The 16600-nt window shown below is 45.4% G+C and carries 15 protein-coding genes and 4 tRNA genes; 13 read left to right on the top strand and 6 right to left on the bottom strand.

What is annotated here, in order from left to right; all coding sequences use genetic code 11:
* Nucleotides 1–488 precede the first annotated feature (488 nt).
* Nucleotides 489–1538 (bottom strand): hypothetical protein, encoded by a 1050-nt coding sequence (locus HQ865_RS17715; RefSeq protein ID WP_173416183.1) that lies wholly within the window; start codon nucleotides 1536–1538, stop codon nucleotides 489–491.
* A gap of 75 nt (nucleotides 1539–1613) precedes the next feature.
* On the opposite strand from HQ865_RS17715, the gene HQ865_RS17710 reads away from it, so the two are divergent.
* Complete coding sequence (locus HQ865_RS17710) at nucleotides 1614–2189, top strand: thymidine kinase (protein WP_173416182.1); 576 nt, start codon at nucleotides 1614–1616, stop codon at nucleotides 2187–2189.
* 345 nt (nucleotides 2190–2534) lie between these two features.
* Here HQ865_RS17710 and leuS read toward each other — a convergent pair whose 3' ends face one another.
* Entirely contained in the window at nucleotides 2535–5333 is a 2799-nt protein-coding gene (leuS, locus tag HQ865_RS17705; RefSeq protein WP_173416181.1) for a leucine--tRNA ligase, read from the bottom strand.
* A 166-nt stretch (nucleotides 5334–5499) separates the two neighbouring features.
* Between leuS and HQ865_RS17700 the strand changes: the two genes are divergently transcribed.
* A complete protein-coding gene (locus tag HQ865_RS17700) occupies nucleotides 5500–5721 on the top strand; it encodes a DUF433 domain-containing protein (protein ID WP_173416180.1) in 222 nt (73 codons plus the stop codon).
* A gap of 115 nt (nucleotides 5722–5836) precedes the next feature.
* On the opposite strand, the gene HQ865_RS17695 is transcribed toward HQ865_RS17700, so the two are convergent.
* Together HQ865_RS17695 and HQ865_RS17690 are read right to left on the bottom strand one after the other, a co-directional pair.
* Nucleotides 5837–6703, bottom strand: a complete 867-nt coding sequence (locus tag HQ865_RS17695; protein WP_173416179.1) for an AraC family transcriptional regulator — start codon at nucleotides 6701–6703, stop codon at nucleotides 5837–5839.
* A 116-nt stretch (nucleotides 6704–6819) separates the two neighbouring features.
* Nucleotides 6820–7188: a response regulator gene (locus HQ865_RS17690; protein WP_173416178.1), complete on the bottom strand. Its 369-nt coding sequence runs from the start codon at nucleotides 7186–7188 to the stop codon at nucleotides 6820–6822.
* Between the two features lie 335 nt (nucleotides 7189–7523).
* Here HQ865_RS17690 and HQ865_RS17685 point away from each other — a divergent pair, with 335 nt between their 5' ends.
* Nucleotides 7524–10010, top strand: coding sequence for a TonB-dependent receptor domain-containing protein (locus HQ865_RS17685; RefSeq protein ID WP_173416177.1), 2487 nt, complete (start codon nucleotides 7524–7526; stop codon nucleotides 10008–10010).
* 328 nt (nucleotides 10011–10338) lie between these two features.
* On the opposite strand, the gene HQ865_RS17680 is transcribed toward HQ865_RS17685, so the two are convergent.
* Nucleotides 10339–11148, bottom strand: a complete 810-nt coding sequence (locus HQ865_RS17680) for an SDR family oxidoreductase (RefSeq protein WP_173416176.1) — start codon at nucleotides 11146–11148, stop codon at nucleotides 10339–10341.
* Between the two features lie 228 nt (nucleotides 11149–11376).
* Here HQ865_RS17680 and HQ865_RS17675 point away from each other — a divergent pair, with 228 nt between their 5' ends.
* The 3 genes from HQ865_RS17675 to HQ865_RS17665 all read left to right on the top strand — a co-directional run bounded on the left by HQ865_RS17675 (nucleotide 11377) and on the right by HQ865_RS17665 (nucleotide 13466).
* Nucleotides 11377–12552: an acyl-CoA dehydrogenase gene (locus HQ865_RS17675; protein WP_173416175.1), complete on the top strand. Its 1176-nt coding sequence runs from the start codon at nucleotides 11377–11379 to the stop codon at nucleotides 12550–12552.
* A 377-nt stretch (nucleotides 12553–12929) separates the two neighbouring features.
* On the top strand, nucleotides 12930–13166 hold the full coding sequence (locus HQ865_RS17670; RefSeq protein WP_173416174.1) for a hypothetical protein: 237 nt from the start codon (nucleotides 12930–12932) through the stop codon (nucleotides 13164–13166).
* Nucleotides 13167–13466: a type II toxin-antitoxin system RelE/ParE family toxin gene (locus HQ865_RS17665; protein ID WP_173416173.1), complete on the top strand. Its 300-nt coding sequence runs from the start codon at nucleotides 13167–13169 to the stop codon at nucleotides 13464–13466.
* 112 nt (nucleotides 13467–13578) lie between these two features.
* Here HQ865_RS17665 and HQ865_RS17660 read toward each other — a convergent pair whose 3' ends face one another.
* The gene (locus tag HQ865_RS17660) at nucleotides 13579–14157 is read right to left on the bottom strand and encodes a hypothetical protein (RefSeq protein ID WP_173416172.1); all 579 of its coding nucleotides are present in this window, start codon (nucleotides 14155–14157) and stop codon (nucleotides 13579–13581) included.
* Between the two features lie 135 nt (nucleotides 14158–14292).
* Here HQ865_RS17660 and rpsU point away from each other — a divergent pair, with 135 nt between their 5' ends.
* The 7 genes from rpsU to HQ865_RS17625 all read left to right on the top strand — a co-directional run bounded on the left by rpsU (nucleotide 14293) and on the right by HQ865_RS17625 (nucleotide 16539).
* Nucleotides 14293–14484, top strand: a complete 192-nt coding sequence (gene rpsU, locus HQ865_RS17655) for a 30S ribosomal protein S21 (RefSeq protein WP_173416171.1) — start codon at nucleotides 14293–14295, stop codon at nucleotides 14482–14484.
* A 94-nt stretch (nucleotides 14485–14578) separates the two neighbouring features.
* Nucleotides 14579–15463 carry a tyrosine-type recombinase/integrase gene (locus HQ865_RS17650; RefSeq protein WP_173416170.1) on the top strand — a complete coding sequence of 295 codons (885 nt, stop codon included), beginning with the start codon at nucleotides 14579–14581 and terminating at the stop codon, nucleotides 15461–15463.
* A gap of 14 nt (nucleotides 15464–15477) precedes the next feature.
* Nucleotides 15478–15825: a ribosome hibernation-promoting factor, HPF/YfiA family gene (gene hpf, locus HQ865_RS17645; protein WP_173416169.1), complete on the top strand. Its 348-nt coding sequence runs from the start codon at nucleotides 15478–15480 to the stop codon at nucleotides 15823–15825.
* Between the two features lie 174 nt (nucleotides 15826–15999).
* Nucleotides 16000–16072, top strand: a tRNA-Thr gene (locus HQ865_RS17640).
* 84 nt (nucleotides 16073–16156) lie between these two features.
* A tRNA-Tyr gene (locus HQ865_RS17635) sits at nucleotides 16157–16237 on the top strand.
* 68 nt (nucleotides 16238–16305) lie between these two features.
* A tRNA-Gly gene (locus tag HQ865_RS17630) sits at nucleotides 16306–16378 on the top strand.
* Nucleotides 16379–16467: 89 nt separating this feature from the next.
* Nucleotides 16468–16539: transfer RNA gene (locus tag HQ865_RS17625), tRNA-Thr, on the top strand.
* Nucleotides 16540–16600 lie beyond the last annotated feature (61 nt).

The raw sequence follows: 16600 nt of genomic DNA, 5'->3' as shown, positions 1-16600 counted from the left end.
TCGTTTGTGTCGACATTCCTCCACCACGTCATTGCAAGGAAGGGCGATCTCTAAGCTATGTATGTCTGCTTTGCTTATCGACCGATTGCTTTGAACCTTGCAATGACGGGGGGACATAGGGTTTCTGGTAAGAGACCCGAGAAGATACAGAGTTATATTTGGCACACCTTTCTGTGCCTTAGGGGGGCTACCTGTTTGTTTTCTTGTTCTACAAACAGGTAGTCCCCTCCGGAACATCGGAATTTGCAAATTGATATCCCGCAGATCATGTTTCTGCGCGTTAGTGATAGGAGCGGATACCGACCATGTGGCCAATGCCTGTGCAGTATGAGCGGATAGCACGGGCCGCAGGCAACGCCCAAAAGCTTCACGTCATTAGGTCATTCCGCTAAGCTGTCATTGATCATTGAGGGGTAGCAAACGTAGAAACCCCTCCCTGCCACCACACAGGCGGCCGCATCCCTCCCAGGTGAGGGAACTGAAAAAACCTACAAATACCTGCGTTGTAGCAATGCGTAAAACTTATCGGCTACGGCTTGCTTATCGGCCCAGTTGTTTTTGGTGGCGTAGCTGTTCTTGAGGAAGGTTTGTGCTTCTTCAAAGCTTTGCATGCGGTTCATCAGGTCGAGGGCTTCGCTGTAGGCCAGGCTGTAGCCGTTAAATAACTCGCGGATGTACAGCAATTTATCGTTAAGTGTGATGGCGCCTTTCAAATCGTTGATCGGTTGCTGCAATTGATCGGACACACGGGTAGCCGCCATTTGTGCCGACATGCGCTGGTTGATGGTAATGATCTCTTCTTCGGCCACCATGATCTGCGTGTGCTTTTCTGCAATAGGCTCGGGTGTCTGTTTGGGCCTTTCCTTTGGGTGCACTGCCACCGGTTCTTCTATCACGGGCTCGGGGGCAGGTGTGGGTTTAGCCGGTTCGGGAATTGGCGTTGCGGGGATGGCTTTAACAGCCTTCACTTCTTCGGGGGCTAACCCGGTCTCCACTTCGCTTTGGTCGTTTTCGTCCTCATCCTCGTCCCAATCTTCGCCAATATCTTCTAAAGTAAGTTCGTGGCGAATAGGCGCCGGGGCTGGCTCCGGTTCGGGTGCTTCCTCTTCTTCGGGAGCTTCTATTTGGTTATCAATATTAAATTCAAAAACTGGGGCCTCTTCCTCTTCTTCGATTTCTGCCACTGATTCTTCCGCTTCCTCGGGCTCTGACGTGAATGGTTGAAAATATTGAGGCTCGGGCGTATTTTTTGGCTCGGGTTTAGTCTCAGGCCCTGGTTCGGGCTTTAATTCAATAAGGGGTTCTGGTTTAACTTCGGGGACCGGCGCTTCCCTGGCAGCGACCTCCTGTGCCTTAGCGGCCTGTACGTTTAGCTTGCGCAGGATCTCGATATGGTCGGACAGGAAGTGGGCGTTGGCCATCAGCAATTCCAGTTCCAGATCGTTGGATATGCCGTTTACCGATTGAAGATATTCGTATTGTTCGTTTATTTCCGTGATGATCCCACCTATCTTTTTAAATACGTCCTGCTGCTTCATGGATATAATTTGGTATTATGCAATTCAAAAATAACATTAAATTTCGGATATTAGACCCCTCTAAGATATTTGTAAATGCTGTTTAACGAAGAGGTTTTTAAAAGACGTAGCGAACTTGGCGGAAGCATAGAGGTGATATGCGGATCGATGTTTTCGGGTAAAACCGAAGAACTGATCCGCCGGTTAAGACGCGCGCAGATAGCCCGGTTAAACGTAGAGATATTTAAACCCAAAACCGATACCCGCTACCACGAAACCGAAGTGGTATCGCATAATCATGTTTCCATACCAAGTACCCCGGTCGACAGTTCATCGGCCATTTTGCTGTTAGGCGGCCATGTGCAGGTGGTAGGTATTGATGAGGCCCAGTTTTTTGATGATGAACTGCCTTATGTATGTAGTACACTGGCCAATAAGGGTGTTAGGGTGATCATCGCCGGCTTGGATATGGATTTCCAGGGAAGACCGTTTGGCCCTATGCCCGCATTGATGGCTATTGCCGAAAGTGTGACCAAGGTGCACGCCGTGTGCGTTAAATGTGGTAACGAGGCACTGTACAGCTATCGCCTGGTGCCAAGTGAGGCTAAGATACTTTTGGGGGAGATGGAAAGTTATGAGCCGAGATGCAGGCATTGTTTTGGGTTGGAGTAGATTTACTCACCCCGACTACGCTACGCTGGTCGGCCCTCTCTTCGCTGCGCGGGGCAGCGGGCAGGAGCAGTATCCGATAACCCTATCCCTCTTTACGCGTAGCGAAGAGAGGGTGGTCGAGCGCAGCAACGACCGGGTGAGTTTTCCTTGGTTAGTTTACGTGCGCTCCACCAACCCGTCATGTTGAGCGGGAGCGAAACATCCCAAACATGCATTGTCGCCCTGCTTATCGGGGATTCTTCGTTTCACTCAGAATGACGATGGGGGGATAAACAAAAAAGCGAAAGGCTTAGCCTTTCGCTTTTTTGTTTTTAAAGCCATCCTCCTCGGGGAGGTTGGGTGGGGTTACACCACAATATTCACAATCCTGCCTTTCACCACAATCACCTTTTTGATCGCCGCACCCGCCAGGTATTTCTTTACATCATCATGGTCACGGACAAGCGCTTCAACGGCAGCCTGATCCATGCTTAGCGGGATGCTGATATTGGTTTTTGTCTTGCCGTTGATGGATATCGGGTACGAGAATTCGTCCTCTACCAGATAAGCCGGGTTGAATTTTGGATATGGCGCGTACGATAATGTACCGGCCTGGTTACCCAGCAATACCCACAGCTCCTCGCAAATGTGCGGGGCGTATGGCGATAACACCACCACCAGATCCTGCAAAATGGCGCGTTTGTTGCATTTCAGGTCGGTCAACTCGTTAACGGCGATCATGAAGCTGGATACCGATGTATTGAACGAGAAACGTTCTACATCTTCCTCTACCTTGCGGATGATCTTGTGCAGCGATTTCAGTTCGGCCTTGGTAGGCTCGGCATCTGATACATTGAACGTCCAATCGGCCGTGTGGAACAAGCGCCAGAATTTACGCAGGAATTTAAACACGCCTTCAATGCCGTTGGTATTCCATGGTTTACTTTGCTCCAGCGGACCAAGGAACATCTCATACATGCGCAGGGTATCGGCACCGTACTGGGTAGCAATGTCGTCGGGGTTAACAACGTTGTAGTAACGCTTCGACATTTTTTCTACCTCGTGGCCGCATACATATTTGCCGTTCTCTAAAATAAATTCAGCATCGGCAAGTTCAGGGCGCCAGGCTTTAAATTTATCCAGATCTAAAATATCGTTCTTCACAATGTTCACATCCACATGCAGTGCCGATGTTTTGTATTGATCAATAAGGCCTTTGCTCACAAATGTATTTGTAGCTCTGCCCTCGTCATCAACCAAACGGTACACAAAGTTACTGCGGCCCTGTATCATGCCCTGGTTGATCAACTTTTTGAAAGGTTCTTCTTCAACCACCAGGCCAAGGTCTTTCAAAAATTTATTCCAAAATCGGCTGTACAGCAAGTGGCCGGTAGCGTGTTCGCTGCCGCCAATGTACAGGTCAACGTCCTTCCAGTATTCAATAGCTTCTTTCGATGCAAACTCTTTATCGTTATGGGCATCCATATAACGGTACCAGTACCAACTACTGCCAGCCCAGCCGGGCATGGTGCTTAGTTCGTATTCGCCCTCAGGGTATTTCCAATCTGTCGCGCGGGCCAGTGGCGGTTCGCCGGTCTCGGTTGGCAGGTATTTATCAATCTCGGGCAGTATCAATGGCAATTCCTGTTCGCTGATGAGGTATGGCAAGCCATTTTTAAAGTAAACCGGCACCGGTTCGCCCCAATAACGCTGGCGGCCAAAAATGGCATCGCGCATGCGGTAGTTGATCTTGGCTTTACCCGCGCCTATCTCTTCCAGTTTGGCAACCACAGCGGCGGTAGCGTTCTTATAATCTAACCCGTTGATGAAATCAGAATTGATGTATTTACCTTCCTTGGTCGGGTCTGCTTCGGTCTCGATGTTCTGTATATCGATGATCGGCACTATCGGCAAACTGAAATGTTTGGCAAACAAATAATCGCGCTGATCGCCCGATGGTACGGCCATTACCGCACCGGTTCCGTAACCACCCAAAACGTAATCGGCTATCCAAAGCTGTATAGGCTCGCCATTAAGCGGATTTAATACATAGCTGCCGGTAAACGCGCCCGATACGGTTTTGGTATCGGCCATGCGGTCCAATTCGCTTTTCTTTTTAGTTTGGGCAATGTAGGTCTCTACACTCAGCTTTTGCTCGGGCGTAGTCAATTCAGCTACCAGTTCGTGCTCGGGGGCCAATACAACAAAGGTTACACCGAATATGGTATCCACACGGGTGGTGAACACCTCAATATAGTCTTGAGTCTTTAGTCCTGAGTCTTTAGTCTGTATTGGAAATTTAACGCTGGCACCGGTGCTTTTGCCTATCCAGTTGCGCTGCATCTCTTTCATTGGTTCGGGCCAGTCAATCACATCCAGGCCTTGCAAAAAGCGCTCGGCATAGGCGGTGATGCGCATGCTCCACTGCTGCATTTTCTTTTGTTCGACAGGGAAACCGCCGCGCTCGCTAAAGCCGTCCTTCACCTCGTCGTTAGCCAGTACCGTACCCAGGGCCGGGCACCAGTTAACGGTGCTTTCGCGCAGGTAGGTAAGGCGGTATTTTAATAATTCCGTTTGTTGTTCTTCGTTAGTTTTTGCGTTCCATTCTGCAGCGGTAAAGGTATCGATATCCTCATCGCACACGGCATTAACACCTGCTGAACCGTTGGCGGCGAAATGGGCTACCAGTTTATCTATGCTCTCGGCCTTGTCGGCATCCTTGTTATACCACGAGTTGAACAGTTGCATGAATATCCACTGCGTCCACTTGTAAAAATCGGGCGAACTGGTGCGCACCTCGCGGCTCCAATCGAACGAGAAACCGATCTGATCTAACTGGCGGCGATAAGTAGCGATATTAGCCTCGGTAGTAACAGCAGGGTGCTGACCGGTTTGTATAGCGTACTGCTCGGCCGGCAAGCCAAACGAATCGTAACCCATGGGGTGTAATACGTTAAAGCCTTTCAGCCTTTTATAGCGCGAAAAAATATCAGAAGCGATATAGCCCAGCGGATGGCCTACGTGCAGGCCTGCGCCTGATGGATAAGGAAACATATCCATTACATAGTATTTGGGCTTAGCCGAGTTGTTATCGGCCTTAAAGGTTTGGTTATCGGCCCAAAACTGCTGCCATTTTTGTTCTATATCTTTAAATTGATAGTCCATAAGTATTTATGCGCGAAAATAAAGCGCAAAATTAGCAAAAATAAGGCTTAATTGTATACCGAATTGGTAGGAAATGGTTCCGTCATTGGGTCATTACGCTGCGTTGTCATTAGGTCATTGGTAGAATTTGGAAGTTATACTTACTTTTATATACCTGATCAGACATATGAAAAATATCGAACGCATCACATTTGACCCGAATATTATGGGCGGCAAACCCTGCATACGTGGGTTGAGATTAACAGTTAGCACAATTATTGGCTTACTTGCTTCGGATCTTACTTCGGACGATATTTTAAAGCTATATCCTTATTTGCAACACGAAGATATTTTGGCTGCGTTGTCTTTTGCAGCTAATAAGTGTAAAGAGCCCCTATATGACCTATAAGATTTCTCCTCACCCCATTACACATGCCCTCCCCGGTTCGTTCGAAATGACAAGTTGGTGAACCTTGCTTAATGACCTAATGACAGCGAAACGAATGACCTAATGATTTTTAAAACTACGCCGTAATAAACTCCTTTTTATAATCCAGCGGGCTTTTGTTGGTGATGAGTTTAAAGTACTTGTGAAAGCTGGCGAAGTTGTTGAAGCCGCTTTCGTAGCAGATCTGTTTTACGCTATATTTGTTATCAATCAGCAATTTACAGGCGTAACCTACTTTTATTTCAATAATAAATTGCGAGTAAGTCTTCTTGGTGCGGGCTTTAAAGTATCGGCAGAACGAGTTGGGGCTGATGCCGGCGATGGCGGCTATTTCCTCCAATTCTATCTTGCGTTTAAAGTTGGTGAACGAGTAATCGTAAACTACGTTAATGCGGTCGTTTTCCTGCCCGGCGTATTCGTTTTTGAAACCGATGGACGATAGCTGGTGCATCTCGCGTGTGGCAGATGCGGTGGTAAGGATCTCCAGCAGCATGATGATGCGCTCGGGGCCTTCGGTATGTAGTAGTTTATTTAGCAGATTGGATATAGGTTCCTTAATGTCGTCGGCCAGGGCGATGCCGCGTTTGGCTTTATCGAGCAGGGTGCGCAAAACGGTATTCTCAGGAAGTAACAGGAAGCGATCGCCCCAGAAGTTTTCACTGAACTGCGCTACGTATACATTGGCCTGCTGGCTCTCGTTCTGAAAATAGACATCATCAAACCTGAAGAAGTGAGGAAGATTAGACCCAATCAGGAAGATATCCCCGGCCTTAAACCTGCGGATGCTGTCGCCGATAAAGTGCGTACCCTCGCCCTGCTTTATCTGGATGATCTCGATCTCGGGATGGTAATGCCAGTTTTTGTTGGCCTGCATCCCAATATCCTCACGTATGGTAAAGGAATGGGACAGTCCGTTAAAAACCTTCAGTAATTGCGCCTTCATTAAGCCTGTTAAAAAAAACTATTTTATAAAAGTAGTCAAATTTAACTATATCGAAACACAGCAGCGTAAATTACAGCATGTTTTTTACAGGAAACTGAAAATTCCGGTACACTAAGTTATTTGATGTACTTTTCTACAATGGCTACCAGATCGGTAAGGTCGAATGGTTTTTTAAGATAGCCATTGGCCTGGCCGGCTTCGGCTATTTCGGCAATATTGCTTACCGCCGATACAATGATGATAGGGATATGACTGGTTTTGGGGTCTGCTTTTAAACCTTTGCTGATCTGTTGCCCGTTTGCGTCGCTTTTCCAGTCGGTTAACCAGTTGTCAAGCAGTATCAGGTCGGGTTTTATCTTGTCCAGCGTCTTTAATATGCCGGCTTCTTCCGATGCGACCACATTAAACCCGTGCTCTTCCAAAGCGTAGGTAATGGTTTCCCTTATATCCCTGTCATCCTCAATTACCAGTATTTTTTTGGCCATGGTGTATACGTATCGACTTAAATAAATTGATGATAGCGCCTGGTTGCAAAAACAGCTTTAGCTAACCCTAACAACCTATAAACAATAGAAACCACCCCTTTTGTTTTAGCGGGATGGCGTTTTTTATGAAAAAATGATGAAAAAGCAGGTGTGGCTTAGGTCACATCGGGCGACTATTACCATTCGGCTGTCAATTTATGCCATTCGCCCTAAAAGCGTTGTGCCGTCTGCAGGCTTAATGTACTTTTGCGGCAAGTTTAAAGGGTAGGAAAAATATACCATTTAGCTTGTAACATTTCATCAAAAACAAAATCTTATTAGCAAAATAACTATAAATGAAACGTATAATTTTACTTTTAGCAATATTCTGTTCTGTGCTTTCGGCCCACGCGCAATTAGGCGGTGGGGGATCTACCATTACCGGTAAAATATCGGGCACGGTGGTAGACTCAATTACCAAAAAGCCTTTGGATTACGCCACTGTGAGCGTATTCCACACCAAGGGCAAAGCACCTATGAATGGGGTACTTACCGATGAGAAGGGCAGTTTTAAACTAAATAATCTGCCTCCGGGTAAATATAAAATTGTGGTTAGTTATATTGGCTATCCATCAAAAACCATCGACCCGGTAGAAACCACCCTTTCTAAACCTGATAACAACATGGGCACCGTGATACTGGCACCAAGCGCTAAGACATTGGCGCAGGTAAATGTGGTTGGTGATAAGGCGCTGATAGAAAACAAGATCGATAAGATAGTTTACAACGCCGAAAAAGACCTGACCGCTACCGGAGGTAACGCTACCGACGTTTTGCGCAAAGTGCCACTGGTTGCTGTTGATATTAACGGCGGCGTATCGGTACGCGGCGATGCGAACGTGAAGGTGTTGATCAACGGTAAGCCATCGGGTGCCATGTCAAACAACCTGGGCGATGTATTAAAATCGTTCCCTGCCGATCAGATCAAAAGCATCGAGGTAATTACTTCGCCATCGGCTAAGTACGATGCCGAGGGTACGGGCGGTATCATCAACATTGTTACCAAAAGCAAAAACATTTCGGGTGTAAGCGGCGCTATCAGCGGCGGTATGGGTACCCGTCAAAACAATGGTAACGCCAGCTTAAACATCAAGCAAAACCGTTTAAGCGTTACCGGTAACTTTGGTGGCAACTATACCTGGCCACAAATTACGCCAACAAGCCGCTATAGCTATGATGATTCGTTGAATGTAACCAATACCCAAACATCAAGCAATAAGATATTCCGTTATGCTTATACAGGTTCGGGCGAGTTAAGCTACGATTTTAATAACTATAATGCTATCCACTCCAGCATCAGGTTTAACCAGGGTGGTTTTAAAACCGATGGTTCTACCGATTACCGGACTATTACCTCAACTACCGATAGCAAATACAGTTCTACCAATAACAGCAAAACGGTATTTGGTGGTTTCGACTGGATCTTAGATTATACCCATAAGTTTAAAAAAGAGGGCCACCAGATCGTATTTTCTGGCCAATGGAGCCATAGCCAAACCGATTTGAACTATGGTACTAAATTTAGTTCTGTTGCTTCAAACCAGGATGCTACCAATGGTGGCCGTAATAACGAATACACCGCCCAGGTAGATTATACCCTGCCTATAAATGATAAGGTAAAGTATGAGGCCGGTGGCAAAACTATTTCGCGTATCATCAGCAGCGCGTCGGATGTGTTTGTGAACAGCGTATACAGCCCTAACCGCTCAAACGTTTACGATTATAACCAGTACGTTACCGCCGGTTACTCGGTGTTTACGTTTACACTGCCAAAAGCATGGTCGCTGCAAACAGGTGTACGTGCCGAGAATACCAAGATTGATGGTAATTCGGCTAATACCACTTTAGGTTTAATACCGTTTAACAACAGTTACTTTACCTTTGTGCCAAGCTTTGCCGTATCTAAAACTGTTAAAGGAACACAGACCTATAAACTAAGCTACAGCAAACGTATTCAGCGCCCAAGCCTGCAATTTTTAAACCCGTTTGTTAACCAAAGTAACCCGCAAAGCGTATCATACGGTAACCCAACCCTTGCCCCGGAAGTAGCGCAAACTGTAGAGTTAAACTACTCTACCTTTATCGGTACTTCGGTGATCAACGCGTCGGTATATTATAAGCATACTAAGGATCTGATTGAAAATAATACTTTTTCTACAGCAACAGTAACACCTGGCGGTACCACTTATTATACCACTGCCACATACAATAACATTGGTAAAAACAACTCGGTAGGTGTTAGCTTCTTCGGGTCGGTAACACCTATTAAGCCGCTTACTTTCCGTACAAGCATTAATGTTTATACTTATAACGGCATGGCTTACCCGCAGTATGCTTACCTGCAATCGAGCACAGATACGAAGGTGCAGTATAACATCTTTGGCAACGGTACATTGACCCTGCCAGGTGGTTTCAATGCCGAGACATTCGCGATATTGAATTCGCCTACACGTACCATCCAGGGCCAGAACCCTTCATTCGGTTTCATCGGCTTTGGCTTACGTAAGGATATCATGAAGAAAAAAGCTTCTATCGGTATCAATACCCTGTCGCCATTTAAAAACGCTATCGACTTTGACCAGGAGATCCGCAGCAAGCACCTGGTGCAAACCAGCCATACCGCGTTCCCATTCCGCTCGGTTGGTTTAACGTTTAGTTATAATTTTGGTAAGGTTACCATTAAACAAGATAACCCAATGGCGCCTAAAAAGACCGGCCTGAACGACGACTTGAAACAAGGTGATCAGAACGGCGGTGGCCAGGGTGGCGGCGGTGGTCGTTAATCCATTAAGCTCTCTTACAAAACAAAGCAGCCATCACAAATGTGATGGCTGCTTTGTTTTGTGATGATAATCTACCGCCCGTTCAAGCGTCCACGCTTGAATGTTAGGCTGGTGTGAGCGTCTACGCTCACGTTTTTAAATTAAGCGTGGACGCTTAATTAGGAGTTGCGACAAGCGTGGACGCTTGTAGCGGCGAGTGAGTGATAACAAAGCGGCCCTTGAAAACTTCAAGGGCCGCTTTGTTTATGAACCCTACCTTTCGGGATGGGCAGGGTTTTGGTTAATAATACTTTCCGGACTTTCGGTCTTTCCCGGCTTCCGGACTTATCTAATTTATCCCGTAATGGTCGTTCATCAGCTTAACAAACAAACCGCCCGGTAGTACCGATTTTAGTGTTACCGCGATAGTTTGGCCAATGGCCCCGATCAGGTAGTTATGTTTAACGCTGCTTTTACCAACTATCTTAACCACCTCGGCAGCTAATTTAGAAGGGGCGGCGCCAATGCTTTCGTCTTTTTCCATAGCGGCTACTGCGGCTTCAAATTCACCTTTCAGTTTGGCGTTATTCAGGGTGAACGGAACTTTTTCGCGGTTGCCGGTAAAATCGGTTTTAAAGTCGCCCGGGTTAAGTACGGTTACTTTTACACCAGTGCTTCTTAATTCCATACGCAGGCTTTCCGAATAACCCTCGATAGCGAATTTGCTGGCGCTATATAAACCCTGGTAAGGCAAACCAAATAAACCAGCCAGCGAACCAACGTTGATGACCATGCCCTCGCCTTTTTCTATCATATTAGGCAATACGGCGCTGCACACGCGCACTACGCCAAAAAAGTTAACCTCGAATTGTTTTTTAGCATATTCAACCGGCATAGCATAAAGTGGGCCGGTGATACCGTTACCGGCATTGTTGATCAGCACATCTATTTTGCCTTCGGCTTTTATAATAGTATCTACGGCGGCGCTTACCGACGCGTCGTCGGTAACGTCCATAGTTAAAGGTTTAAACGATACGTCTTTATTTTTGCCCGCGCTGCGGCTGGCGCCATAAACGGTGTGGCCTGCGGCAACAAGGGCGGTAGCGGTTGCCTGGCCTAAGCCCGATGATGCGCCCGTAACAAGGATTACTTTTTTCATTTAGTGATTGATGTTGATAATGATTAACAGGGGATTGGTTTTAAAATTGCCGTAAAGATTGCACAAAAGCGGCTGATGAGCAATAAATTAAAAAAATATTTTCGGGCGGATATTTCGTATCAAAGCATAGCACCTTGTTTTTGAACTGCATCCTGATTTGGTATAAATACTATGCATGCATAGTATTTATTTTTTTATTGTATCTTGTGCCAGATTATAAAACCATACATGGATACCTTTGCAGTACACAGCCTTGCAGGCTTCGATTTTAACACCGACGAAAACCAGCAGATGATAGGCCGGATGGCCCGCGATTTTGCCGAAAAGCATATCAAACCAAATGTGATGGATTGGGATGAGGCCCAAACCTTCCCCATCGAACTATTTAAACAATTAGGCGAACTGGGCCTGATGGGCGTAATGGTTCCAGAGCAATTCGGTGGGTCGGGCTTTGGTTACCAGGAATATGTGACCGTGATTGTGGAGATTGCCAAAGTATGCGGATCGATAGGTTTATCGGTAGCGGCGCATAACTCGCTTTGCACCGGCCATATCATGACTTTTGGTAATGATGAGCAAAAGCAACGCTGGCTACCAAAACTCGCCACTGCCGAATGGATTGGCGCCTGGGGCCTGACCGAAGCCAATACCGGTTCTGATGCCCTCCGCATGAATACTACTGCCGTTTTAGATGGCGATGAATATGTGGTAAACGGATCTAAAAACTGGATAACCCACGGCAAAAGCGGCAATGTGGCTGTAGTGATGGTGCGCACCGGCGAAAAAGGCGATTCGAAGGGGATATCGGCGCTGGTGATAGAAAAAGGGACTCCAGGCTTTACCCATGGTAAAAAAGAGAACAAACTGGGCATGCGCGCATCCGAAACTACCGAGTTGATATTTGATAATTGCCGCGTACCTAAAGCCAACCTGTTAGGCGCCGAGGGCGAAGGTTTTAAACAAGCCATGAAGGTATTGGATGGCGGCCGTATCTCTATCGCGGCCCTTTCGCTGGGGATAGCCAAAGGCGCTTTTGAGGCGGCGGTAAATTACGCTAAGGAACGTCATCAGTTCGGTCAGCCTATTTCTAATTTCCAGGCCATCGCCTTTAAACTGGCCGATATGGCTACCGAGATAGAAGCTGCAGAATTATTGATTATGCAGGCTGCCGATCTGAAGAACCGCCACCTGCCCATGACTAAGGAAGCAGCAATGGCCAAATACTATGCATCGGAAGTGGCGGTGAAATGCGCTAACGAGGCGGTGCAGATCTTCGGCGGTTATGGTTATACCAAGGATTTCCCGGTTGAGAAGTTTTACCGTGATGCTAAACTATGCACTATAGGCGAGGGGACAAGCGAGATCCAGAAGATCGTGATCAGCAGGGAGGTGTTGAAGGGATAGTTTTTTATCGGTTGAATTGTACTGTCATTAGCTAAGTGGTACATGCTTTGGGGGGGAGTACTTAGGTTAAACAACATCGCTTGTTTCAGCTAATAAAAAAAATGAACAAAAAACCTTGTTTTTTTGAACAAAAATTGAACACGTAACGTATTGATATGTAATTAAATAAGTGCTTTTGTTCAAAATTTCATTTTTTCACCACTCCCTTGTTTTTTAAGGGTACTGACAAACTTACGCCACCAAAAATTAAAACTGATATCAATATATTTTGCAAGGCTTCCGCCCGGCGCGGTTGCCTGATCGTAATCTGCAAAAGGGCTTAGGAGAATAATTTATTCCTGGTAGATTTCGTTATATTTGTATAAATACGGATAAGAATGGATACGTTAGCCATAAGACAGGAATTGCATCATTATATCGATACAGCTGATGACGCTTCGGTAGAAGCGATGTATTCGAATATTAAAAACGAAGCTATTGAAAAATATGAATGGTGGAATGATGAGGAGTTAATGGCTGAATTGGATAAAAGATCGGCCGATTTGGAAAGCGGAAAGGATCCGGGTATGACATTGGAACAGTCGATCGATCATTTGATGAACCGGTTGAAATAGATGGCTTGCGATGTTAAACTATCCCTTGTTGCGATAAAGGAATTAGAGGAATCGTCTGATTGGTATGAGGGAGAAGCCATAGGTTTAGGGAAGCGATTTGTAGAGGCTGTTAAAGAAACATTAATCCATATCTCACTTCATCCCGAAGCCTATCAAAAAGGAAGAGGAAACAGGAGAGAGGCTGTAGTAAATATTTTTCCTTACCTCATCGTTTATGATTATAGGGCGAGAACAAATGAAGTGTACATTCTCCATGTATTCCACACCAGCAGAAACCCTAAGCTGAAATACAAGAAATAGCCAGCCAAACAGCGTTAGCGATAGCAGCGGATACCGGCCAGTGGCTAAGGCCTTGTGTAGTATGAGCGGATAGCGCGCGCCGGAGGCAACGCCCACCAATCGGGAATGATTTTTAATTTTCCCCTTTACAATAACCAAGATAAAACATAGGTTTATGGTATTTAACCGTATCGGCATGTTTGCCAACGGGTTTAAAATAACCATCGCGTATAATCACCTTATCGCCTAAAGCCTTCACGGTATCGCCATTATATTGCAGTACAATAGTATCCTTGCTTTTTTTCCAGCTGCCGGTATACCATTTATCATAAAAAAACACGCCCGTCCAGTTAAGTTCAAATGTATTATCTGCCCTGAAAAATAGGTATGCCTGGTTTTGGGTGCCTTCATAGCAGCCACGCATTACTACAGTGCTTTCCAGTTTCGCGGGGTCAATTAAACCTCCCAAAAATGGTACTGATAAATAAAGCATTAGCGGGGCAAAAACAGACCATGATAAATGGCGCCGGCATTTATAGATATTGATAAACTCCTTTACTATATTGATCAGGATCAGTACAGTTAAAACCAGGATAGCGCATATTGATATAAAGTGGACGAGGCCACCGAGATATTTATCGATATAATGATCCCATATGATCAATATCGCCCAAATTATACAAATGATAATAGCCTTAACAGATCGCTTCATGCCTTTAAATATAGCGGGTAAACAACAATTGTGCATAAAAGCAATATATCTAATTCACTAATCTTCAATTAACTATTTGCAGATCAAAACTATTTACTTACCTTTGCCGTCCCTGAAAGGAGGTATATAAGGATTATGATCATCATCAACGTAAAAGACGGCGAATCGTTAGACAAAGCATTGAAACGCTTTAAGAAGAAATTTGAGAAGACAGGTGTATTACGCGAACTACGCAGTCGCCAGGCATTCGAGAAAAAATCTGTAGCCCGCAGGCACGAGATCAAACATGCCATATACAAGCAAAGCATGAACACAGAAACCCTGTAATTCTTCTTCAAAAAAGAATTTTTACATTTTCTGAAAATATATAAAAAAACTATTTGTACATTCATTCTCCCGGAAGGATGTACAAGTAGTTTTTATGTTTTTAGAGCGGTTCATCAACTATCTTCAATTTGAAAAACGGTATTCGCCACACACCGTAACCGCCTACCGGGCCGATCTGGAGCAGTTTTTTGCCCATATTAACCATCCCGAAATACTAATCACCCAGCCATCAGAAATTACGCATCACCATATCCGCAACTGGATGGTGGATATGATGGATAATGGCATCAGCGCGCGCACCGTTAACCGCAGGGTGGCAGTATTGCGTAAATACTTTAAGTTTCTGCTGCAAAGCCAACTTATCAGTGCCAACCCCACCGCCAAAATACAAACACCTAAAACGCCCAGGCGGCTGCCGGTAGTGGTAGAAACCGATAAACTGGTTAACAAACTTGACCAGGATGTGGGCACTGATTTTGACAAGCTGCGCGATAAACTGATAGTTGAATTGCTGTTCGGTACCGGTATCCGCCTGGCCGAACTGGTAGGCTTAAAAGAAAGCGATATCAATAACTACGAGGGTACGATAAAAGTATTGGGCAAACGCAATAAGGAGCGTATTATCCCTATTAATAAGGAACTGAAGCGTGTAATGGCCGAGTACCTGGAGTTAAAAAAAAATCAAAATTTTAATAACAATTCCCTAACACTGGTCGTTACCAATAAAGGAGTGAACGCATACCCAAAGTTCATTTATCTTAAAGTGAAAGCGTACTTATCTGATATATCGACCCAGGACAAAAAAAGCCCCCATGTGCTACGGCACACCTTTGCCACCAGCCTTTTAAACAAGGGCGCCGACCTGAACGCTATTAAAGAGCTTTTGGGCCACGCCAGCCTGAGTGCCACCCAGGTATATACCCACAACTCCGTGGAACGACTAAAATCTATTTATAAACAAGCCCATCCAAAGGCATAAAACAAGGAGGAAAAATGAAGATCACAGTTCAATCGATCCATTTTACAGCAGACAGGAAGCTGTTGGATTTTATCCAGAAGAAAGCAGATAAGTTAGATCTGTTTTACGATAAGATCATTAGCGGCGAGGTTTACCTGAAATTAGAGAACGTAGAAGATGAAGCCAACAAAATAACGGAGATAAAAATTCAGTTGCCGGGCAATCAATTGTTCGCCAAAGAGCAATGCAAGACCTTTGAAGAGGCTACCGACCTGGCCCTGGAGAGCCTGCGCAAGCAAATTGAAAAGCATAAACAGAAAAAAGCCGCTGCTGCCGAGACTGTAAAAAAAGCCGTTTTGACAGCCGCTGAAGACGAATATTAAAGATAATCAGGCCTTTAAACAAGGCGAAATCGGCGGGTGAAATGCCCGTCGATTTTTTTTTGCAAAAATATTTTGCACAGCCTTTATTTTTTGTAGATTTGCAATCCCTTTCGGAGAGGTGGTTAACCAAGCCCACTAATTGAAAGGGTGGTTCTTTAAAAAGAAAAAATTTAAGCCTCCATAGCTCAGCTGGTAGAGCAACTGACTTGTAATCAGTAGGTCATTGGTTCGATCCCGATTGGGGGCTCAGTTTTAATTTCGAATTTCGAAGATTCGATTTCGGATTTACCCAAATCCGAAATGTAAAATGCGATATCCGGGATAAAGCTTTGGGGAGATACCAGAGCGGTCAAATGGGACGGACTGTAAATCCGTTGCTTCGGCTACGAAGGTTCGAATCCTTCTCTCCCCACAAATTTTCAGCAAGCAGTTATCGGTTTGTTATCATAAACAAACTGGTAGCTGCTAACTGAATTAAAAGCGGAAGTAGCTCAGTTGGTAGAGCGATAGCCTTCCAAGCTATAGGTCGCGAGTTCGAACCTCGTCTTCCGCTCTTTAAACAGTGAGCAGTAGGCAGATAGCGGTAGGCAGTCAATTAACATACTGCAAGCTGGTAACTGCAAGCCGCAAACTAAAAAATAAGCCGACGTAGCTCAGGGGTAGAGCACTTCCTTGGTAAGGAAGAGGTCATGGGTTCAAATCCCATTGTTGGCTCAACAGGTATGAAAATGCCTATTTAAATAAGGAAAATTAACCTACAAACATTAATAAATAA

The sequence above is a fragment of the Mucilaginibacter mali genome (assembly GCF_013283875.1).
Classification (GTDB): Bacteria; Bacteroidota; Bacteroidia; order Sphingobacteriales; family Sphingobacteriaceae; genus Mucilaginibacter; species Mucilaginibacter mali.
The sequence above is the reverse complement of the archived record's forward strand: the minus strand, read 5'-3'. Positions and strand labels throughout refer to the sequence as shown.